14 protein-coding genes are annotated in these 20,624 nt (G+C 71.2%); 5 read left to right on the top strand and 9 right to left on the bottom strand.

Features of this window, described 5'->3' with window-relative positions:
- The first annotated feature begins 137 nt into the window (after positions 1-137).
- The 4 genes from ACFU3E_RS32395 (at position 138) to ACFU3E_RS32380 (ending at position 9,839) form a co-directional block, all read left to right on the top strand.
- A complete protein-coding gene (locus ACFU3E_RS32395; protein WP_384166374.1) occupies positions 138-1,838 on the top strand; it encodes a glycoside hydrolase family 13 protein in 1,701 nt (566 codons plus the stop codon).
- Between the two features lie 119 nt (positions 1,839-1,957).
- Positions 1,958-3,331, top strand: a complete 1,374-nt coding sequence (locus ACFU3E_RS32390) for an alpha-amylase family protein (RefSeq protein ID WP_384166371.1) — start codon at positions 1,958-1,960, stop codon at positions 3,329-3,331.
- 179 nt (positions 3,332-3,510) lie between these two features.
- Entirely contained in the window at positions 3,511-8,937 is a 5,427-nt protein-coding gene (gene pulA, locus ACFU3E_RS32385) for a pullulanase-type alpha-1,6-glucosidase (RefSeq protein WP_384166368.1), read from the top strand.
- Between the two features lie 545 nt (positions 8,938-9,482).
- Positions 9,483-9,839, top strand: coding sequence for a 5-carboxymethyl-2-hydroxymuconate Delta-isomerase (locus ACFU3E_RS32380; protein WP_384166365.1), 357 nt, complete (start codon positions 9,483-9,485; stop codon positions 9,837-9,839).
- Positions 9,840-9,845: 6 nt separating this feature from the next.
- On the opposite strand, the gene ACFU3E_RS32375 is transcribed toward ACFU3E_RS32380, so the two are convergent.
- The 3 genes from ACFU3E_RS32375 to ACFU3E_RS32365 form a co-directional block, all read right to left on the bottom strand.
- Complete coding sequence (locus ACFU3E_RS32375; protein ID WP_384166362.1) at positions 9,846-10,535, bottom strand: TetR/AcrR family transcriptional regulator; 690 nt, start codon at positions 10,533-10,535, stop codon at positions 9,846-9,848.
- A 95-nt stretch (positions 10,536-10,630) separates the two neighbouring features.
- Complete coding sequence (locus tag ACFU3E_RS32370) at positions 10,631-12,553, bottom strand: hypothetical protein (RefSeq protein WP_384166359.1); 1,923 nt, start codon at positions 12,551-12,553, stop codon at positions 10,631-10,633.
- A gap of 48 nt (positions 12,554-12,601) precedes the next feature.
- Entirely contained in the window at positions 12,602-13,129 is a 528-nt protein-coding gene (locus tag ACFU3E_RS32365; RefSeq protein WP_384166356.1) for a tetratricopeptide repeat protein, read from the bottom strand.
- Positions 13,130-13,290: 161 nt separating this feature from the next.
- Between ACFU3E_RS32365 and ACFU3E_RS32360 the strand changes: the two genes are divergently transcribed.
- A complete protein-coding gene (locus ACFU3E_RS32360; protein ID WP_384166353.1) occupies positions 13,291-13,749 on the top strand; it encodes a hypothetical protein in 459 nt (152 codons plus the stop codon).
- A gap of 73 nt (positions 13,750-13,822) precedes the next feature.
- Here ACFU3E_RS32360 and ACFU3E_RS32355 read toward each other — a convergent pair whose 3' ends face one another.
- From ACFU3E_RS32355 to glnII, 6 genes are all read right to left on the bottom strand, one after another.
- Positions 13,823-15,367 (bottom strand): DUF1996 domain-containing protein, encoded by a 1,545-nt coding sequence (locus ACFU3E_RS32355; RefSeq protein WP_384166350.1) that lies wholly within the window; start codon positions 15,365-15,367, stop codon positions 13,823-13,825.
- A 203-nt stretch (positions 15,368-15,570) separates the two neighbouring features.
- Positions 15,571-16,224 carry a LuxR C-terminal-related transcriptional regulator gene (locus ACFU3E_RS32350; protein ID WP_384166347.1) on the bottom strand — a complete coding sequence of 218 codons (654 nt, stop codon included), beginning with the start codon at positions 16,222-16,224 and terminating at the stop codon, positions 15,571-15,573.
- Complete coding sequence (locus ACFU3E_RS32345) at positions 16,215-17,474, bottom strand: sensor histidine kinase (RefSeq protein ID WP_384166344.1); 1,260 nt, start codon at positions 17,472-17,474, stop codon at positions 16,215-16,217. The genes ACFU3E_RS32350 and ACFU3E_RS32345 overlap by 10 nt, the downstream gene beginning before the upstream one ends.
- Before the next feature lie 99 nt (positions 17,475-17,573).
- On the bottom strand, positions 17,574-18,584 hold the full coding sequence (locus tag ACFU3E_RS32340; protein ID WP_384166342.1) for an SDR family oxidoreductase: 1,011 nt from the start codon (positions 18,582-18,584) through the stop codon (positions 17,574-17,576).
- A 49-nt stretch (positions 18,585-18,633) separates the two neighbouring features.
- Complete coding sequence (locus ACFU3E_RS32335) at positions 18,634-19,173, bottom strand: winged helix-turn-helix domain-containing protein (protein ID WP_384166339.1); 540 nt, start codon at positions 19,171-19,173, stop codon at positions 18,634-18,636.
- 203 nt (positions 19,174-19,376) lie between these two features.
- Complete coding sequence (gene glnII, locus ACFU3E_RS32330; RefSeq protein ID WP_384166336.1) at positions 19,377-20,408, bottom strand: glutamine synthetase; 1,032 nt, start codon at positions 20,406-20,408, stop codon at positions 19,377-19,379.
- Between the last annotated feature and the right edge of the window lie 216 nt (positions 20,409-20,624).

Below are 20,624 nucleotides of genomic sequence, written 5' to 3'. Positions count from 1 at the left end.
CCCCCGGGGCGCTGCCGAACCGCACTTCACAAGCCCGAGGTGGCCGCGGCGCCCATCCGACCCCGCTGTGCCGCGGCCACCTCGTCACCCCGCCCAGACCTCACATGACCACACCTTCGTTACGCATCAAGGACGACATGAGCCAGCACTCAGCTGCACCTGCCCCCACTCCCACGTCCGCCGTGGCCGTCGCCAAGCGCCGCGACTGGTGGCGGGACGCGGTGATCTACCAGGTGTACCCGCGCAGCTTCGCCGACAGCAACGGTGACGGCATGGGCGACCTGGAGGGTGTCCGCACCCGTCTGCCGTACCTGCGCGACCTCGGCGTGGACGCCGTGTGGCTCAGCCCCTTCTACGCCTCGCCACAGGCCGACGCCGGCTACGACGTCGCCGACTACCGCGCGGTCGACCCCATGTTCGGCAACCTCCTGGACGCCGACGCGCTGATCCGCGACGCCCACGAGCTGAACCTGAGGATCATCGTCGACCTCGTGCCCAACCACTCCTCCGACCAGCACGAGTGGTTCAAGCGGGCCGTCGCCGAAGGTCCGGGCTCCCCGCTGCGGGAGCGCTACCACTTCCGCCCCGGCAAGGGCGAGAACGGGGAACTGCCGCCCAACGACTGGGAGTCGATCTTCGGCGGCCCGGCCTGGACCCGGGTCACCGAACCCGACGGCACGCCCGGCGAGTGGTACCTGCACCTGTTCGCCCCCGAGCAGCCCGACTTCAACTGGGAGCATCCGGCGGTCGGCGACGAGTTCCGCTCCATCCTGCGCTTCTGGCTGGACATCGGCGTCGACGGCTTCCGTATCGACGTCGCCCACGGTCTGGTGAAGGCGGAGGGGCTGCCCGACCTGGGATCCCACGACCAGGTGAAGCTGCTGGGCAACGATGTCATGCCGTTCTTCGACCAGGAGGGCGTGCACGAGATCTACCGGCAGTGGCGGCTGGTCCTCGACGAGTACGCGGGCGAGAGGATCTTCGTCGCCGAGGCGTGGACTCCGACCATCGAGCGCACCGCCCACTACGTCCGCCCGGACGAGCTGCACCAGGCCTTCAACTTCCAGTACCTCAGCACCCACTGGGACGCCGAGGAGATGCGCGAGGTCATCGACCGCACGCTGGAGGCCATGCGCCCGGTCGGCGCCCCCGCCACCTGGGTGCTGTCCAACCACGACGTGACCCGGCACGCCACCCGCTTCGCCAACCCGCCCGGCCTCGGCACCCAGATCCGCCTGGCCGGCGACCGGGAACTGGGGCTGCGCAGGGCCCGGGCCGCGAGCCTGCTGATGCTGGCGCTGCCCGGCTCGGCCTACGTCTACCAGGGCGAGGAGCTCGGTCTGCCCGACGTCGTCGACCTGCCGGACGAGGTGCGCCAGGACCCGGCGTACTTCCGCGGTGCGGGCCAGGACGGCTTCCGCGACGGCTGCCGGGTGCCGATCCCCTGGACCCGGACGGGATCCTCGTACGGCTTCGGTGGCGGCGGCAGCTGGCTGCCGCAGCCCGACGGGTGGGGCGAGCTGAGCGTCGAGGCGCAGACCGGCGAGCCCGGCTCGACCCTGGAGCTGTACCGGGCCGCGCTCGCGGTGCGCCGCGAGCAGCCCGACCTCGGCGCCGGGACGTCCGTGGAGTGGCTGCGGGCACCCGAGGGTGTGCTGGCCTTCCGGCGCGGGGAGTTCGTGTGCGTCGCGAACACCACCGGGGAGTCGGTGGCGATGCCAGCGTACGGCCGGGTGCTGGTGGCGAGCGGGGAGATCGTCGAGGTCGACGACGAGGCGAAGGTGCCGGCCGACACCACGGTGTGGTGGACCACCGCGGCCGCGGGGGCCCGCGCCTGATTTTCCTTTGAATTTCGTACGGCCCGCTGCCCTTTCGGGTGGCGGGCCTTTACTATCTGCGTCACCGCAAGGTTTCTGAACCTTGCTGCAAGAGCCTTCAACGAAGAAGGAAACCCCACATGGCACGCAGATTCCTCGCCTCCGCCGCCGCGCTCGCCGCGGCCTCGATTGTCATGAACCCGACTGGTGCGCAGGCCTCCCCACCTGGCACCAAGGACGTCACCGCCGTCCTCTTCGAGTGGAACTTCGCCTCGGTCGCCCGCGAGTGCACCAACACCCTCGGGCCCGCCGGATACGGCTACGTCCAGGTCTCCCCGCCCGCGGAACACATACAGGGCCCGCAGTGGTGGACCTCGTACCAGCCGGTCAGCTACAAGATCGCCGGCCGCCTCGGCGACCGCACGGCCTTCCGCGACATGGTGCACACCTGTCACGCGGCCGGAGTGAAGGTCGTCGTCGACACCGTCATCAACCACATGGCGGCCGGCGGCGGCACCGGCACCGGCGGGTCGTCGTACGGCAAGTACGACTACCCCGGCCTGTACTCCGCGCCCGACTTCGACGACTGCACGGGCCGGATCGGCAACTACCAGGACCGCTGGAACGTCCAGCACTGCGAACTGCTCGGCCTCTCCGACCTCGACACGGGCGAGAACCACGTCCGCGGCGCGATCGCCGGCTACATGAACGACCTGCTCTCCCTCGGCGTCGACGGCTTCCGCGTCGACGCGGCCAAGCACATGGACACCGCCGACCTCGCGAACATCAAGTCCCGGCTGAGCGACCCGTCGGCGTACTGGAAGCAGGAGGTCATCCACGGCGCCGGCGAGGCCGTCCAGCCCGCCGAGTACACCGGCAACGGCGACGTCCAGGAGTTCCGCTACGCCTACGACCTCAAGCGGGTCTTCAACAACGAGAACCTCGCCTACCTGAAGAACTACGGCGAGGGCTGGGGCTACCTGAACAGCGGCCTCTCCGGGGTCTTCGTCGACAACCACGACACCGAGCGCAACGGCTCGACGCTCAGCTACAAGGACGGCGCCACCTACACCCTGGCCAACGTCTTCATGCTGGCCTGGCCCTACGGCGCCCCCGACGTCAACTCCGGCTACGAGTTCACCGACCACGACGCCGGCCCGCCGAACGGCGGCCGGGTGAACGCCTGCTGGCAGGACGGCTGGAAGTGCCAGCACAACTGGCCGGAGATCAAGGCCATGGTCGGCTTCCGCAACGCCACCCGGGGTCAGGCGGTCACCAACTGGTGGGACAACGGCGCCGACGCCATCGCCTTCGGCCGGGGCGGCAAGGGCTTCGTGGCCATCAACCACGAGTCGGGCTCCCTGTCCCGGACGTACCAGACCTCGCTGCCCGCGGGGACGTACTGCAATGTGCAGAACAACACGACCGTGACCGTGAACTCCAGCGGCCGGTTCACCGCGACGCTCGGCGCCGACACGGCTCTCGCCCTGCACGCGGACCGGACCGCCTGCTGAACCGGAGAGCCCCGAGCCCTCGCCCCCCGGGAGTTCCGGGGGGCGAGGGTGCGTGTCCAACCCCGGGTTGTTGAAAGTTCTTTCCCATGCTTTCAAGACTCTTGCTGTAAGCGTTTCGGCGGCGATACGGTCGCGCGGGGTCGGACCCGAGAGAGCCGCGATGCAAGGAGTCCACGTCAGTGATACCGAGATGGCGTGCGCCCTCAAGGCGCCGAACCGCCCGTGCCGGACGGGTCGCCGCGGTCATGGCGACCGCGCTGACCGCAGCGCTCGTCCAGCCGCTCGCCGCCGGGGCGGCCACCCCGCCGGCGCCTCCGTCCGACGCCGAGCTGGCCGCCGAGCCCGCCCGGCACGACGCCACCCGAGAGCAGTTCTACTTCGTCCTGCCGGACCGATTCGCCAACGGCGACCGGCGCAACGACAAGGGCGGTCTGACCGGTTCCCGCCTCGCCACCGGCTACGACCCCACCGACAAGGGCTTCTACCAGGGCGGCGATCTCAAGGGCCTGACCAAGCGGCTCGACTACATCAAGGGCCTGGGCACCACGGCCCTCTGGATGGCCCCGATCTTCAAGAACCAGCCGGTGCAGGGCACGGGGGCTGGGGGTACCTCCCAGGCGTCTAGCACTGGGGGAGCCTCGGCCGGCTACCACGGCTACTGGATCACGGACTTCACCCAGGTCGACCCGCACTTCGGCACCAACAAGGACCTCCAGACCCTCATCGACAAGGCCCACGCCAAGGGCATGAAGGTCTTCTTCGACGTCATCACCAACCACACGGCGGACGTCGTCGACTATGAGGAGAAGTCGTACGACTACCTCTCCAAGGGGGCCTTCCCGTACCTGGCGAAGGACGGGAAGCCGTTCGACGACGCCGACTACGCGGACGGGAAGCGGGACTTCCCCGAGGTCGGCCGCGATTCCTTCCCGCGCACGCCCCGGGTGACCCGGAACAACAAGGTCCCGTCGTGGCTCAACGACCCGACGATGTACCACAACCGGGGCGACTCCACCTTCGCCGGTGAGAGCTCCGCCCACGGCGACTTCTCCGGACTCGACGACCTGTGGACCGAACGGCCCGAGGTCGTGCGGGGCATGGCGAAGATCTACCAGCGCTGGGTGCGTGACTTCGACATCGACGGCTTCCGGATCGACACCGTGAAGCACGTCAACATGGAGTTCTGGACCCAGTGGGCCACCGCCCTCGACGCCTACGCGGCCAAGCGGGGGCGAGAGGACTTCTTCATGTTCGGCGAGGTGTACTCGGCGGACACGTCCGTCACCTCGCCGTACGTCACCCAGGGCCGGCTCGACGCCACGCTCGACTTCCCCTTCCAGGAGGCGGCCCGCCAGTACGCCTCGCAGGGCGCGAGCGCGCAGAAGCTCGCGGGTGTCTTCGGCGACGACTACAAGTACACGACCGGCAAGGCCAACGCGTACGGGCAGGTCACCTTCCTCGGCAACCACGACATGGGCCGGATCGGGTCCTTCCTCGAGCAGGACAACCCCGAGGCCACCGACGCCCAGATCCTCGCCAAGGACAAGCTCGCCAACGAACTGATGTTCCTCAGCCGCGGCAACCCCGTCGTCTACTACGGGGACGAGCAGGGCTTCACCGGCCCGGGCGGCGACAAGGACGCCCGGCAGAGCATGTTCGCCTCACGCACCGCCGACTACCTCGACGACGACCGCATCGGCACCGACCGCACCCACGCCGAGGACGCCTACGACACGCGGGCACCGCTCTACCGGCAGATCAGCGCCCTCGCGAAGCTCCGCAAGGCCAACCCGGCGCTCACCGACGGCGTCCAGCAGCAGCGGTACGCGGCCGACGGGCCGGGCGTGTACGCCTTCTCCCGCACGGACCCGAAGAAGGGCACCGAGTACGTCGTCGCCTTCAACAACGCGGGCGAGAACAAGACGGTGACCTTCCCGACCGGCTCGGCCGGCATGACCTTCCAGGGCATCCACGGCACCGACGCCTCCCCGAAGAGCGACGACGACAAGAAGCTCACCGTCACCGTCCCGGCCGGCTCGGCGATCGTCCTCAAGGCGTCCGGCAGGCTCGCCAAGCCCGCCACCGCGCCGACGATCACCCTGAAGGCCCCGGCGGCCGGCGCCACCGGCACGGTGGAGCTCTCCGCCGATGCCGACGGTGGCGGGCTCAACCGGGTCGTCTTCGCCGCCCGGACCGGCAACGGAAAGTGGCGGGTCCTCGGCTCCGCCGACCACGCCCCGTACAAGGTCACCCACACCATCGGGAAGAACGTGGCGCCCGGCACGGCCCTGCGCTACAAGGCGGTCGTGGCCGACTCGGCGGGCCGCACCGCGAGCGCCCTGGCCGCCTCCACCACCGGCACCCCGCCCGCTCAGGAGCCGCCCTCTGCGTCCTCCCGCGACTACGCCGTCGTCCACTACAAGCGCGCCGACGGGGACTACGCCGACTGGGGCCTGTACGCCTGGGGCGACCTCGCCGAGGGCGAGGCCACCGAGTGGCCGAAGAGCCACCCCTTCACCGGCCGCGACGCCTACGGCGCCTTCGCCTGGGTCAAGCTCAAGCCCGGCGCCTCGAACGTCGGCTTCCTCGTCATCGACAAGGACGGCACCAAGGACGTCGACACCGACCGCACGATCGACGTCACGAAGACCGGCGAGATCTGGATCGAGCAGGGCAAGGAGACCGTCACCACCGAGCGGCCCGAGTACCCGGCGCCCGACAAGGGCAAGGCCGTCCTGCACTACCACCGAGCCGACGGGAACTACGACGGCTGGGGCCTGCACGTCTGGACAGGCGCCGCGAACCCCACCGACTGGTCGAAACCCCTGAAGCCGGTCAAGACTGATACCTATGGCGCAGTCTTCGAGGTACCGCTCACCGACGGAGCCACCAGCCTCAGCTACATCCTGCACAAGGGCGACGAGAAGGACCTGCCCACCGACCAGTCGCTCGACCTCAAGGCGAACGGCCACGAGGTGTGGCTGGTGAGCGGCCAGGAGAAGTACCTGCTCCCGCAGCCCGCGGGCAGCGCGGCCGCCCTCGACCTGACCACGTCCAAGGCCGTCTGGATCGACCGGAACACCCTCGCCTGGAACGGCTCCGACGCCGCCGCCTCCACCCAGCTGCTCTACGCCCGCGACGGCTCCATCGCGGTCCGGGACGGCGCCCTGACCGGTGACGCGAAGTGGCTGCGCCTGTCGAAGAGCGAGCTGACCGACGCCCAGAAGGCGACGTTCCCGCATCTGAAGGAGTACGACGCCTGGACCGTCGACCCGCGCGACCGCGAGCGGGTCCGCGAGGCCCTGCGCGGCCAGGTCGTCGCCACCCAGCACGCCGCGAACGGGGCCGTGCTCGCGGCGACCGGCGTCCAGATCGCTGGAGTCCTCGACGCCCTGTACTCCGGCGCCACCAAGGCCGACCTGGGGCCGACGTTCGCCAAAGGCCGCCCCGTGCTGTCCGTCTGGGCGCCGACCGCACAGCGGGTCTCCCTGGAGATCGGTGACTCCACCGTCCCGATGAAGCGCCACGCCGCCACCGGCGTCTGGTCCGTCACCGGCCCGAAGTCCTGGAAGGGCAAGCCCTACCGGTACGTCGTGAAGGTCTGGGCTCCCAGCGTCCGCAAGGTCGTCACCAACAAGGTCACCGACCCCTACGCCCTCGCCCTCACCGCCGACTCGAAGCGCAGCCTCGTCGTCGACCTGGACGACAAGGCGCTCAAGCCCTCCGGCTGGTCGGCGTACACCAAGCCCAGGGCCGTACCGCTGCGCGACGCCCAGATCCAGGAGCTGCACATCCGGGACTTCTCCGTCGAGGACCGCACGGCGAAACACCCCGGCACCTACCTCGCCTTCACCGACAAGGACAGTGACGGCGGCAAGCACCTGCGCGAGCTGGCGAAGGCCGGTACCTCGTACGTGCACCTGCTGCCCGCGTTCGACATCGCCACCATCCCGGAGAAGAAGGCCGACCAGGCGAAGACCGACTGCGACCTCGCCTCCTTCCCGGCCGACTCCGACCGGCAGCAGGAGTGCGTCGGGAAGATCGCCGCGAAGGACGCCTACAACTGGGGCTACGACCCGTTCCACTACACGGTCCCCGAGGGCTCCTACGCCACCGACCCGGACGGCACCGCCCGCACGGTCGAGTTCCGCAGGATGGTCAAGGCCCTCAACGACGACGGGCTGCGGGTCGTCATGGACGTCGTCTACAACCACACCGCCGCGAGCGGCCAGGCGGACACCTCCGTCCTGGACCGGATCGTGCCCGGCTACTACCAGCGCCTCCTGGCCGACGGCTCGGTCGCCAACAGCACCTGCTGCGCCAACACCGCCACCGAGAACGCCATGATGGGCAAACTCGTCGTCGACTCGGTCGTCACCTGGGCCAGGGAGTACAAGGTCGACGGCTTCCGCTTCGACCTCATGGGCCACCATCCCAAGGCCAACATCCTGGCCGTCCGCAAGGCCCTGGACGCGCTGACCCTCGCCGAGCACGGCGTCGACGGCAAGAAGATCATCCTCTACGGGGAGGGCTGGAACTTCGGCGAGATCGCCGACGACGTCCGGTTCACGCAGGCCACGCAGGAGAACATGGCCGGCACCGGCATCGCGACCTTCTCCGACCGCGCCCGTGACGCGGTGCGCGGTGGCGGCCCCTTCGACGAGGACCCCGGCGTCCAGGGCTTCGCGTCCGGCCTGTACACCGACCCCAACTCCTCGAAGAACAACGGCACCGCCGCCGAGCAGAAGGCCCGCCTGCTCCACTACCAGGACCTGATCAAGGTCGGGCTCTCCGGCAACCTCGCCGGCTACCGGTTCACCGGCACCGCCGGCAAGGTGGTCAAGGGCTCCGAGGTCGACTACAACGGCGCCCCCGCCGGATACGCCGACGCCCCCGGTGACGCCCTCGCCTACGCCGACGCGCACGACAACGAGTCCCTGTTCGACGCGCTCGCCTTCAAGCTGCCCGCTTCGACGAGCGCCGCCGACCGGGCCCGGATGCAGGTCCTGGCCATGGCGACCGCCACCCTCTCGCAGGGCCCGGCCCTCTCCCAGGCGGGCACCGACCTGCTGCGCTCCAAGTCCCTGGACCGCAACTCCTACGACAGCGGCGACTGGTTCAACGCCGTCCACTGGAGGTGCGAGGACGGCAACGGCTTCGGCCGCGGCCTGCCCCTGGCGGCCGACAACGCCGACAAGTGGCCGTACGCCAAGCCGCTGCTGACCGAGGTCGAGGTGGGCTGCGAGCAGATCGAGGGCACCTCGGCCGTGTACCGGGACCTGCTGCGGATCCGGAGCACCGAGAAGGACTTCTCCCTCGGCACCGCCGGGCAGGTGCAGTCCCGGCTCTCCTTCCCGCTGTCCGGCAAGGACGAGACGCCCGGCGTGATCACCATGCGCCTCGGTGACCTCGTCGTCGTCTTCAACGCCACGCCCCAGCGGCAGGAGCAGCGCGTCCCCGCCCTCGCCGGGGCCGGGTACCGGCTGCATCCGGTACAGGCGGCCGGGGCGGACTCCACCGTCAAGTCCTCCTCCTACGCGGCCGGATCGGGCACGTTCGCCGTTCCGGGGCGCACGGTCGCCGTTTTCACCCGGGCCGCCGGATAGCGCATTCCGTGGGGGGCAGGCCGTGCCTCACGGTCTGCCCCCTGCGTCCCCGCACTTCCCCGCCGCCGTGACCGCACCCGGCGACCGGTGCCGGGGTCTGGGCTCGGGCGGGGACGCAGGCCTCCATGACGGTGCGCCGACCCCCGGAGATTCCGGGGCCGTCGTCCGGGCCGCCGTACGCGGGGCCCGCCGCACCACCAGCGGCCCGCTGCCCGCGGGACCTCGTCTCCGAGCGGACTGAGAGACCACTCTCACGGTCGAGATCCGCACACGCCCTGCGCGCCTCCTGCGTCGACGACCACATCCCGCCGCCGATCCTGCGCCACGGGGGCGGCGCCCCGTACGCCGGCGCCTGCGGTCCAGCTCGGGCCGGGCCTGGAGCGGCCCTCGGTGAAGCTCCGCACGGCCGCCGCCGACGCCCCCGGCCGGCCTCGGCGCCCCGTGCGACGTGCTGCCGGGCTGCTTCGGCCGCGACCGCGAGGACGACATGGCGATGCCGGGCCCTGCGGTTAGGGTGAGCCCACTGGCCTAGAATAGGAGTACTGATGCCGCAGATCACCGTCGACTATTCCGCCGACCTCGCGGACGACTTCGACCGGCCCGGCTTCGCGAAGGCGCTGCACGAGGCGACGGTCGAGATCGCGGCCGCCAAGCCCCCGGCGTGCAAGACCCGGTTCCGCCCGACCGAGGACATCGTGGTCGGGCCCGAGGCCGGGGGACACGCCCATGTGCACGTCCACATCGCGCTGCTCGCCGGCCGCACCGACGAGACCAAGGCCCGGCTCACCCAGGCCGCCCTGGAGCTGCTGCGGAGCCACCTCAAGCCCGCCGAGGGGCTGGCGTTGCACGCCTCCGCCGAGGTCCGCGACCTGGACCCGTCGTACGCGAAGTTCGAGAGCTGAGCCGGCTCAGCCCGCCAGGGCGATCAGCCGGCCGGCCAGATGCGCGAACGGGCCGTCGGCCGGCTCGTCCTCGACGATGCCGCGCAGCAGCGCGGCCATCTCCTCGTCGTAGGTGGCACTGACCGCGGCGAGGGCGGCGAAGTCGTTGACGAGCTGGGACTCCAGCTCCTCGCGCGGGATGCGCCGGCCGTCCAGCCAGATCAGCGCCGTCGACTCGGCGAGCGAGATCCAGGAACGGACGACCAGTTCGAGACGCGCGGGCGGATCGGTCACGCCCAGGTGCGAAAGGATCTGGACATACGCGGCCTGCCGTACGGAGTCGACGAGCGCGTTGGTCGTCGAGGAGCCGACCGCCGGGCCGCCGCGCATCAGGGCGGAGAAACCTGGACCGTGCTCGTCCACGAAGTCGAAGTAGCGGCGCATCACACGCAGCAGCCGCGCCCCCAGCGGACCCTCGTGCGGCTCCACGAAACGGGCCGCCAGATCGTCCGAGGCCCGCTGCAACGCGGCCTCGTACAGGCTGAGTTTGCCGGGAAAGTAGTGGTAGACCAACGGGCGTGAAATGCCCGCGGCCGACGCTATCTCGTCGATGGAGACCTCGTCGGGCGAGCGGCGGCTGAACAGTTCGAGGGCGACGCCGATCAACTGCTGCCGCCGCTCCTCGACTCCCATTCTGCGGCGAACCCCGATAGTCATACGAACACCTTACCGATCGATTCCGGCCTCGAACGGGCCGGACCGATCACGGGCTCGACCGGACTCACCGGAACGGGCCCGGAAACCCGCCCCCGTCAGCGCAGCCCGCGGAGCGAACGCCCGTCCTTCAGGGTCCCCTTGAGCTGAGCCTGCGCCCCCTGCTCGGCCGGCACGGTCAGCAGACTGCTCCGCGACCTTCCGTCCACTCCGCCCGTCGCCCGGATCGACGCGGTCTCCCGGCTTCCGGCGGCCAGCAGGTACCAGTCGCCGGCCTTCGACTTCCACAGCACCCCGGCCAGCACATGCGGGTCACGCACCCCGCACGACGGGACGTTCTCGGCCTTGGCCGCCACCGCCCCGTACGTCCCGCCCGGTGTGTGGAACTGCGCCAGCACCCGCGCCCCACCGCCCCGCCAGGTCTCGGCCCGCGTGCACACCCACGCCCCCGAGCCGCTCGCGTCGGGCAGCGGCTGTTCGTTGAACGCCCAGGCGTTGACGCTCCGCACCCCCGCCGAGCGCACCGTGCCCAGCGAGCAGGCGAACGGCTGCCAGGTGCGCAGCGCGGCGGCGCCGGACACCTCGCCGGGGGAGCCCGGCCGTCCGGCGGTGAGCCGGGCCGGGACCAGTTCGCCGAGGTCGGTCAGCAGCCGCGTCCTGCCGCCGTCGGTCACGTGCAGCACGTTCCACGAGGTGCAGGGGCCGGACCGCAGGGCCGGGCTGGCCAGCGGTGCGGTGACACCGTCGGTGAGCGTGAGGTCCATCGTGCCGGAGCCCGGCTTCATCAGGTCACGCTCGCCCGCCTTCTTCACCCAGGGGGCCACGAGATAGCGGACGTTGCCGTCGGACCGGCCCAGGACCACCGCGCCCGCCTCGGCCCGGCCGGCCCCGTCGACCCGGGCGAAGTCGAGGGCGGCGCCCTGTGTGCCGTCCTTCGGCTCGGCGTACCGGGCGATGCGCAGACCGTCGTAGAGGATCACCACGCGTGCCGCGTCGACCGTCCCCGCGTACAGCAGCTGGGGCGGTCCGGCCGGGCCCCCGGAGAGGGTGCCGGGGGTCGCCGACACCTGGACCGTCTCGCCGGGGCGGGCCCACACGGCCAGGGCCCGGCGCAGCAGGGCCTGGTCGCTGGTGCGGTCGCCGCGGGCCGGCCACACGGAGAAGTCGGTGCGCGCCGAGCTGCGCCACGCGGTGGGCGGGACCCGGGTCAGCTTCGCCGGGTCCAGCGCGGCCTGCGCGGCGGGGTTGCGCGCGTACGGGGGTGCTGCGGCACCCTCGGGGCCCCAGCCCTCACCGGGCAGGCCGAGCAGCGCCCCGCACACCAGCAGGGCGGCACCGGCGGCCAGGGCGGCCCGCAGGTGCTGGCGGCGGCGCATCAGGTCGGTGGGGCGGGCCTGGAGCGAGCAGGGGTCGAACTCGGGGGAGTCGAGCAGCCCGTACTGGGCGGGGATCCCGTCGGCCTCCAGGACGGCGCCCTCCGGGTCGGCGACGCCCGCTGCCGCGAGGACCTTGCAGACCCCGTCGGCCGTGAGCCGCTCCAGGCCGCGCAGCGCGTAGGCGGCCCGGGCCGGTCCCGACAGGCTGGACAGCCGCTGGTCCAGGGCGAGTTCGTCGGCGCCGCCGGAGCGCGGGAACAGCTTCAGGCCCCACACGTGCGGCAGCAGCGGCGGCAACTGGGACCTCTTGGGCCACGCCCTCGCCTTCAGCGGCAGCCCCGCCTCCAGTGCCGTGCGCAGCACCTGGAGGCGGACCAAGGCGTAGCCCGGGTCGCCGTCCCGGCCGGTGGACTGGGCCGGGATCACCGGGGCCGGGGTGCGGTTGCGGGGGAGGGCCCGCTGGGTGAGGGCGTGTGCGGTCAGGACGCGGCGGCTGCGCCCCAGTCCGGGCGGCAGCACCAGGTAGGCCAGCCGGACGAGCCGCGGGTAGTGCTCGACGAGCGCGGCCTCGGCCTGCTCGACGTCGACGACCGGGCCGGCGGGGGAGGGGGGTGCGGGGCGCTGGGCGACATCCTGTGACTGCACGTTCAGCAGAACGAGCGAATCCTTGGATGGTCACCTGGCTGCGGAGCGTCACGCCCCCGGGTGCTCCCCGGGCTCCACGAGGAGCCGGGCGTAGTTCGCCATGGACCGCTGGTAGCGCGGCAGATGCGGGGCCAGGGCGCCCAGGGCCAGCGCCAGTGCCTCCCGGTCGCGGCCGAGACTCGACAGACACAGGGCGAGGCAGGCCCGTACGGGGTCGTCCAGCTCGTCGGACGGGGCGACCAGCTCGGGTGTCAGCAGCGCGACGCCCTCCTCGGCCCGGCCGATGTTCCGCAGCGAGCTGGCCAGCTGGATCGCCGTACGGCGGGCCTTGTAGGGGCTGACGTCGGCGAGGCCGTTGCTCAGCGCCTCCCGGTAGAGGGGGACCGCCTTTTCGGAGTGGCCCGTGGAGTCCCAGGCGCAGGCCTGCTCGAACGGGCCGAGCGGACTGCCCTCGGGCAGCTCGGCGACGAGGGCGTCGACATCGGCGCGGAAGCGGGCCTCGTCCTCCTCCGTCTCGGCGTAGTCGTCGAAACGGTCCCACAGGGCGGCCACACGGTCTTCCCAGTCCTGATCCACCGGACCACCCTCGCACAGGAGTGCACACCGGGGTAGCGCGATTTGAGCAGGGCGGGCGCCGCAGCCGTATCGAAGGCGAGAGCCCCCTGCCGGGGCTCCGTGCGGCATGCGTCCGGATCGTGCCGTGGCAGGGACCGTGCCGAAAAGGACCGGAGGAACAGATGAGGGTGACCCGACCGATGCTCGCGCTGAGCGGCGCGGTGGCGATACTGGCGCTGGCCGGCTGCGGCGGATCCGGCGACAAGGACGAGGCGGCGGCCGTTCCGGAGGCGGTGACCGGCAGCCTGGAGCACATCGCGGCCGAGGCCGACTGCAAGCCGAACATGCAGACCGACGCCGACACCATCCGCCAGGCCCTCTGCAAGAAGGGCAAGGAGAAGTACGTCCTCGCGACCTTCTCCACGGACCGGGGCCAGCGTGAGTGGATCAACACGGCCAAGGACTACGGCGGTTTCTACCTGGTCGGCCGCAAGTGGGTGGCCGTCGGACACGAGGATGTGCTGCAGACGCTGCGCGGCACGCTGGGCGGCACCGTGGAGGTGGGGCTCAACCACGCGAGTCACGCCCCCGGCGGAGGTGAGGACGACAAGCCGGCGCACTCCGGTCACCACGACAACTGACCGCGCCGCTTCGCCGGACGCATGAGAAAGCCGGCGGTGGGATCTCCCACCGCCGGCTTTCTCTAGCGGGCCGTTACTGGCAGTCCTGGCCGCTGTTGATGCACTGGACCACCTTGTTCATCAGGTTCTCGTCCATGACGTTGATGAAGTCGTTGTGGTCGGTGATCGGCTTGTGCAGCTGCTCCGGGAAGCCGTCCACGGCGTACGGGCTCTTGATCTGGCCGTTCTCGATGGTCGGCGCGGGAACGTCGTACACCAGGCGGACCTGGAGCTGCGGGATCGCCTTGAAGCCGTTGGCGCAGCTGCCGTCCTGCTGGACGAAGGCCACGTGGTCACGGTGGTTGGCGCTGTCGATGTTCTGTCCGTCCCAGCAGCTCTGGAAGTTGGACGTCCGCACCACCTGGCTGCCCTCGGGGCAGATCACGTACTTGTCCGTCACCTGCCGGTCCTCGAAGCCGGTGCAGCTGAACGAGGTGTTGGCGTTGGCGAGGCCGTTGGTGAAGGCCTTGGCGTCACCGGTGATGATGCGCAGGAACTTCGGCATCGCGACGACGTCGCTCGCCTTGTTGCCGACGAACTTCATGTCCGCCTGGCTGGCCTTGAGGATCTTGCCGACGTTGCCCTCGGCGCCACCACCCAGGTCACCCGCGTCGAACTCCTGAGTGCCGTCCTGGAGGCGCAGCACGGGCCAGTAGTAGGTGGACTTGTCAGCCTGGTTCTGGCACGAGGTGGCGGCGTTGGCCAGGTCCTCGTCGCTGGAGAAGGCGTCGTTGTCCTGGTTGCCGACGTAGTCGTGCGTGTGGTGCGCGCCGTTGTCGACACCCGGGGCGACGATCAGGTTGTCGCTGTTGAACAGGTTGTTCTCGTTGACACCGCACTTGGCGGTGAACGAGCCGGTGGACCCGGAGTCACCGTTCGCGGCGAGACCGTTCGGCAGGTTACGGGAGTTGGGCTGGACATCGTTGATGTTGACGAAGTCGTCAGCCACCGGGCCCGCGGCCCCGTTGCCGTTGTCGCCGACCTGGCCCTGACCGTTGTCCTGGCCGCCGTTGTCCTGGCCCTGGTCCTGCCCGCCGTCGTTGTTCTGGCCGTCGTTGTTCTGGCCGTCGTTGTTCTGACCGCCCCCGCCCTGGCCGTCGTTGGTGTTGGCGTCGGCTGCCATGCCCTGGCACTCGGCGAGCTGCTCGAGATTGCCCGGGGCCTGTCCGCCCACCCGCCGGATGTTGATGCCGATCCGGTCGATGACCGCGACCCGCTTCGACTTCAGCGGGCCGAGGATGGCGTTGTTGACGAAGCCCGCGTCACCGGCCTGGGCCTGACGCGTGGAGGCGAGCCGGGAGTACGCCTCGGTGATCTGCTTGTCCAGGTTGGCCAGCTCCTTGTCCACCCCCTGGCGAGCACCGTCCGGCACATCGGTCAGCTTCTGTCCTACGTCCGGACACTGGATCGTGGCGATCTGTGCGCCCGCGGACTTCGTCTGGTTCGCCGAGTTCTCCTCGTGCGCCGAGGCATAGAAGTTCGCCCAGATCAGCCCGCCCCCACCGAGCGCTAGGGCCGCCGATGCGGCTACGGCCTTGGTGGCCAGCGGCGTACGGCGTTTTCTTGTGTTGCGTCCCATGGAACTCCTCTGACTTCCTTTTTCGGGGGCATCGAGGCGCCCGACAGGAGTGAAGCGGCTCCCTTCCATACGCAGGGCGTCCCAAGGGTGTTCAGAGGTCCCGGAAATTGATGCGAGATTCGTGAGGACTCTGTGTTCTCAACAACCCCTGGAGCACGGGGAGTTGTTGATCACCCACAGTGGGTGAGGGAGAGAGTCCGGTTTCACCGGCCGTGGTCGAGATAAGCGAGAACCGCCAGCACACGACGGTTGTCGTCGTCCGAGACCTCAAGACCCAGTTTGGCGAAGATGTTCGCGGTGTGCTTGGCGATCGCCCGTTCCGTCACGACGAGTTTCCCGGCGATCGCCGCGTTGGACCGGCCCTGCGCCATCAGCTCCAGCACCTCCCGCTCCCGGGGCGTCAACCGCGCCAGCGGCCGGTCGTCGCCCGAACGGCGGGCCAGCAGCTGCTGGATGACCTGCGGGTCCATCGCCGTACCGCCGTCGGCGACCCGCCGTACGGCGTCCACGAACTGCTCGGCGTCGAACACCCGGTCCTTCAGCAGATAGCCGACCCCTCCGGTGCCGTCGGCGAGCAGTTCACGCGCGTACAGCTGCTCCACGTGCTGGGAGAGCACCAGCACCGGCAGCCCGGGCCGCTTCCCGCGGGCGTCGAGCGCGCACTGCAGGCCCTCGTCGGTGTGCGTGGGTGGCAGGCGTACGTCGACCACGGCGACGTCCGGGTCCAGCTCGGCCAGCGCGGCGGCCAGTTCGGGCCCGGTCTCGACGGCCGCCGCGATCTCGAAGCCGTGCGCCTGCAGCAGCCGGACGAGTCCGTCGCGCAGCAGGAAGAGGTCTTCGGCCAGGACTACGCGCAAGGGATCTCCATGGTGACCATGGTGGGGCCGCCCGCGGGGCTGCTGACGGCCAGGACGCCGTCGAATGTACCCAGTCGCCGCTCGACCCCGGCCAGCCCCGAACCGGCCCCGATCACCGCTCCGCCCTTGCCGTTGTCCGTGACGGTCGCCCGCAGCATGCCGTCCGCCCGGTGCAGGTCGACCCAGATCCGGTCGGCGCCCGAGTGCTTCACGGCGTTGGTGAGCACCTCGCTCACGGCGAAGTACGCGGCCGACTCCACGGGCGCCTGAGCCCGCCCGGGCAGATCCACGCCCACCTCGGTGGGCACCGGCAGCCGCAGCGCCAGCGCCCGTACCGCGTCGCCCAGGCCGCGCTCGGCGAGGACCGGCGGGTGGATGCCGCGCACCAGCTCGCGCAGCTCGGACAGTGCCTCGACCGAGGACCTGCGGGCCTGTGCGATCAGCTCCCTGGCCTGGGCCGGGTCCTTGTCGAGGAGCGCCTCGATGGTGCCCAGGTCCATGCCGACGGCGACCAGCCGGGCCTGGGCCCCGTCGTGCAGGTCCCGCTCGATGCGCCGCAGTTCGGCGGCCGAGGTGTCCACGGCGTCGCGCCGCGTCTCGGTCAGCACCCGCACCCGCTCGGCCAGTTCGCCCTGGTTGCTGCCGAGCACCGCCCGGGTGAGCCGGAAGTGGACGTCCAGCAGGCGCGGGGTGAGGAAGTGCGCGAGGAACAGCAGCACCAGAGCCAGGGCCGCCGCGCCGAAGGCGGACGCCTGACCCGTCACCGGCACGAACCCGTACCAGTACCCGTCGGGGAAGACCCGCCACAGCCCGATGGCGAGCGCGAACCCCTCCAGCGGATAGATCAGCAGCACGGCCGGCAGCAGCGCGGTGACGAACCCGGCGGTCATGTCGACCGGCAGCCACCGCAGGTCCCGCCAGGTCGCCGGGTCGCGCAGCATCCCGAAGGTGCGCGCCCAGGGGTTGGCGTCCTCCGGCAGCGGCCGGTACGCCGGAGCAATCCGCACCCCGCCCCACTCCGCCGCGAGCACCCGCCGTGAGTTGGCGAACGCTCGCACCCCCGTCAGCACGTACGGCGTCGTGACGATCCCGACCCCGATCGGGATGAGCGCGATCGAGAGCAGGGACAGGCAGAAGCACAGCACCGCCCCCGGCAGGGAGACGAGGGCCAGCGCGAGCCCCCGCAAAGCGGCGAGTCCGATGCCCCGCCCCGCCGTCCGCCCGTTGCCGTTCTTCGTGTCCATGGTCATGGCGTCAGTCTCGTCGAGCACGTCTGCCGGGTCACGGGGCCGGGACACCCGGTCGGGGGTGGTGCTACGTACACCTCTCGGGGGAAAGCGGGCGGTGGTTCAGCCACCGGCGCCGGACGCGATCACCTTCGCCTCCACCTCCGGGTCGAGACCCTTGCCCGTCCGGTCCGGGCGCTGGGGCGCCACGCCCCCGATGTCCTGGAGCCACCGCCAGGTGTCCGCCACGGTCTCCTCGACGGGCCGGCAGACCAGCCCGGCCCCGACCGTCCGGGAGACGTCCGCGCTGTGCAGGGCATCGTGCAGGTCGCTGCCCGGCGGCACCCACACCGGCAGCTCGGTCCATGGCTCGATGCCCGCCTCCAGGATCACCCCGGGCTCGGTCCAGCGGAGCTCGGCGCCACCGCCGGTGACCCGGACACAGGTGTCCAGCAACTCGCCCATGGTGGTGTGCCCCTGTGGACTGGCCAGGTTGTACGGCCCGCTCAGCTCCCGCTCGGCCGCGAGCAGGATCCACCCGGCCAGGTCGCGGACGTCCACGTACTGGAGGGGCAGTTCACGCGGGCCCGGCGCCAGCACCGGACCGCCGCGCGCCGTCCGGCCCAGCCACCAGGGCAGCCGGCCGACGTTCTCGTACGGGCCGAGGATCAGCCCGGACCGTACGAGCACCGACCGGTCCGCGCCGAAGGCGTCCAGCACGGCCAGCTCACCGCCTCGCTTGTCCTGCGGGTACGCGGTCTGCTCCGCGTCGGCCGACGCCCCCTCCACCAGGGGCGCGTCCTCGTCGTAGCCGGCGGGCGGGGCCCACGCGTACACCGAGCAGCTCGACACGTACACGTACCGTCCGGCGCGGCCCCGCAGCAGCCGCGCCGTGTCCCGCACCGCACTCGGCGCCGCCGACCAGGTGTCGACGACGACATCCCACTCGCCCGGGTCGTCGGCGAGGGCGGCCAGTCCGCCGGGCGCGGTGCGGTCACCGAGCAGTGACCGCACGCCCGGCGGCGCGTCGTGCCGCCCCCGGTGGAAGACGGTCACGTCCCGGCCCCGCCCCAGCGCCGCCTCCACGACGGCCCGCCCCACGAACTCCGTCCCACCCAGCATCAGAATCCTCATGCCGGTGACTCTGCCCGGTGGGGCGAGGGGAGGGGACGGGGATCTGCTGTCAGCAGACAGGTCGCGACGGGACGGGGGCGGGACGGGACTTGGGCGCGCCTCGGTACGCCGTCGGCGGCCCGTACGTGTAGCCCACGCGGCGCACGGTGCGGATCGTGTCGCGGTGCTCCACGCCCAGCTTGCGGCGCAGGCGGGCGATGTGGACGTCGACCGTACTGCCGTCGCCCACGTGCCCGTAACCCCACACCGTGCCGACCAGCTGGTCGCGGGTGTGCACCCGGCCCGGGTGCGCCACGAGGTGCGCCAGCAGCTCGAACTCCAGGTACGTGAGGTCGAGCGGCTGCCCGGCCACCCGGGCGGTGCGCCGCACGGTGTCGACGCGGATCAGCGGCTCGCCGCCCGGCTCGGCACCGGATTCCGGGCCGGCGTTCCGCGGCAGGTCGGGCACCGCCACCGGGAACGGCGGCTGCCGGCCGGCCGGGACGAGCACCAGGTAGCCGATCATCGGCGGCTGCCCCGGCAGCGCGGGCAGGGTGTGGTGCGCCGCCGGCAGCCAGGTGGCACCCCGCAGCAGGTCCGCGACGGTCACCCCTTCCTCCCGGTCGACGGCACGCAGCCGATGCCGGGGGCCGTGCGGCCTGCCGGGAGCCGTCTCTCACTGCTCGGACACCTGCCGGCACCTACCGCGAGGCGTCGGTCTCCATGCCCCATCACGGCGCACCCCACCGACAACGCGAGGGGGCGCCCACCGCGAACGGTGAGCGCCCCCTCGGGAGCCGTGCAGCGTGCCGGTCAGACCTGGCCGGCCTTCTCCAGCGCCGAGCAGCAGGTGTCGACGAGCAGACGCGTCACCACGTACGGGTCGACGTTGGCGTTCGGACGGCGGTCCTCGATGTAGCCCTTGCCGTCCTTCTCGACCTGCCACGGGATACGGACCGAGGCGCCGCGGTTGGAGACGCCGTAGGAGTACTCGTTCCACGGGGCGGTCTCGTGCAGACCGGTCAGGCGGTCGTCGATGCCGGCGCCGTAGTTCTTGACGTGGTCGAGCGGCTTGGAGCCCTCGCCGAGGGACTCGGCCGCGGTGATGATCGCGTCGTAACCCTCGCGCATCGCCTTGGTCGAGAAGTTGGTGTGCGCGCCGGCGCCGTTCCAGTCACCCTTGACCGGCTTGGGGTCGAGGGTGGCGGCGACGTCGAAGTCCTCGGCGGTGCGGTAGAGCAGCCAGCGGGCCACCCACAGGTGGTCGGAGACCTCCAGCGGGGAGACCGGGCCGACCTGGAACTCCCACTGGCCGGGCATGACCTCGGCGTTGATGCCGGAGATGGCCAGACCGGCCTTCAGGCAGTTGTCGAGGTGGGCCTCGACGACGTCACGGCCGAAGATCTCGTCCGCGCCGACACCGCAGTAGTAGCCGCCCTGGGGGGCCGGGAAGCCGCCCTTGGGGAAGCCGAGCGGGTAGCCGTCCTTGAAGAACGTGTACTCCTGCTCGATGCCGAAGATCGGCTCCTGCGCCGCGAACTTCTCCGCGACCTCGGCCAGCGCCGCACGGGTGTTGCTGGCGTGCGGGGTGAGGTCGATGTTCAGGACCTCGCACAGCACCAGGACGTCGTCGCCGCCGCGGATCGGGTCCGGGCAGGTGAAGACCGGCTTGAGCACACAGTCCGAGGCGTGGCCCTCGGCCTGGTTGGTGGAGGACCCGTCGAAGCCCCAGATCGGCAGCGCGTCGAGACCGGCGGGGGCACCCGCGATGATCTTGGTCTTGGAGCGCAGTTTGGCCGTCGGCTCGGTGCCGTCGATCCAGATGTACTCAGCCTTGAAGGTCACGGGCCACATCCTTCGGGGGTGTGTCTGGGCGCGTATCGCGGGTGCTGCGGCGCCGCGGCACCGAGGCGCCGCGTCTGCTGCCGCCCGGCAGCCTCGCAACAGGCGATTTCCCGGCCATTGCTCGAATGTGAACCCCGTGTTACCTGGTGATGCTGTGCCGCACCTCACGCCGAGAGGGCGTGCTGCCGGAGGCGGCGCCGGTCACCGGCTCCCCTC

This window comes from Streptomyces sp. NPDC057424, assembly GCF_042803315.1.
In the GTDB taxonomy this organism is placed as follows: Bacteria; Actinomycetota; Actinomycetes; order Streptomycetales; family Streptomycetaceae; genus Streptomyces.
This window is presented reverse-complemented; position numbering and strand designations above follow the sequence as displayed.

Coding starts and splice junctions, on each gene's coding strand:
- ACFU3E_RS32395 (WP_384166374.1), top strand. CDS start 138: ATGAGCCAGCACTCAGCTGCACCTGCCCCCACTCCCACGTCCGCCGTG.
- ACFU3E_RS32390 (WP_384166371.1), top strand. CDS start 1,958: ATGGCACGCAGATTCCTCGCCTCCGCCGCCGCGCTCGCCGCGGCCTCG.
- ACFU3E_RS32380 (WP_384166365.1), top strand. CDS start 9,483: ATGCCGCAGATCACCGTCGACTATTCCGCCGACCTCGCGGACGACTTC.
- ACFU3E_RS32375 (WP_384166362.1), bottom strand. CDS start 10,535: ATGACTATCGGGGTTCGCCGCAGAATGGGAGTCGAGGAGCGGCGGCAG.
- ACFU3E_RS32360 (WP_384166353.1), top strand. CDS start 13,291: ATGAGGGTGACCCGACCGATGCTCGCGCTGAGCGGCGCGGTGGCGATA.
- ACFU3E_RS32355 (WP_384166350.1), bottom strand. CDS start 15,367: ATGGGACGCAACACAAGAAAACGCCGTACGCCGCTGGCCACCAAGGCC.
- ACFU3E_RS32345 (WP_384166344.1), bottom strand. CDS start 17,474: ATGACCATGGACACGAAGAACGGCAACGGGCGGACGGCGGGGCGGGGC.
- ACFU3E_RS32340 (WP_384166342.1), bottom strand. CDS start 18,584: ATGAGGATTCTGATGCTGGGTGGGACGGAGTTCGTGGGGCGGGCCGTC.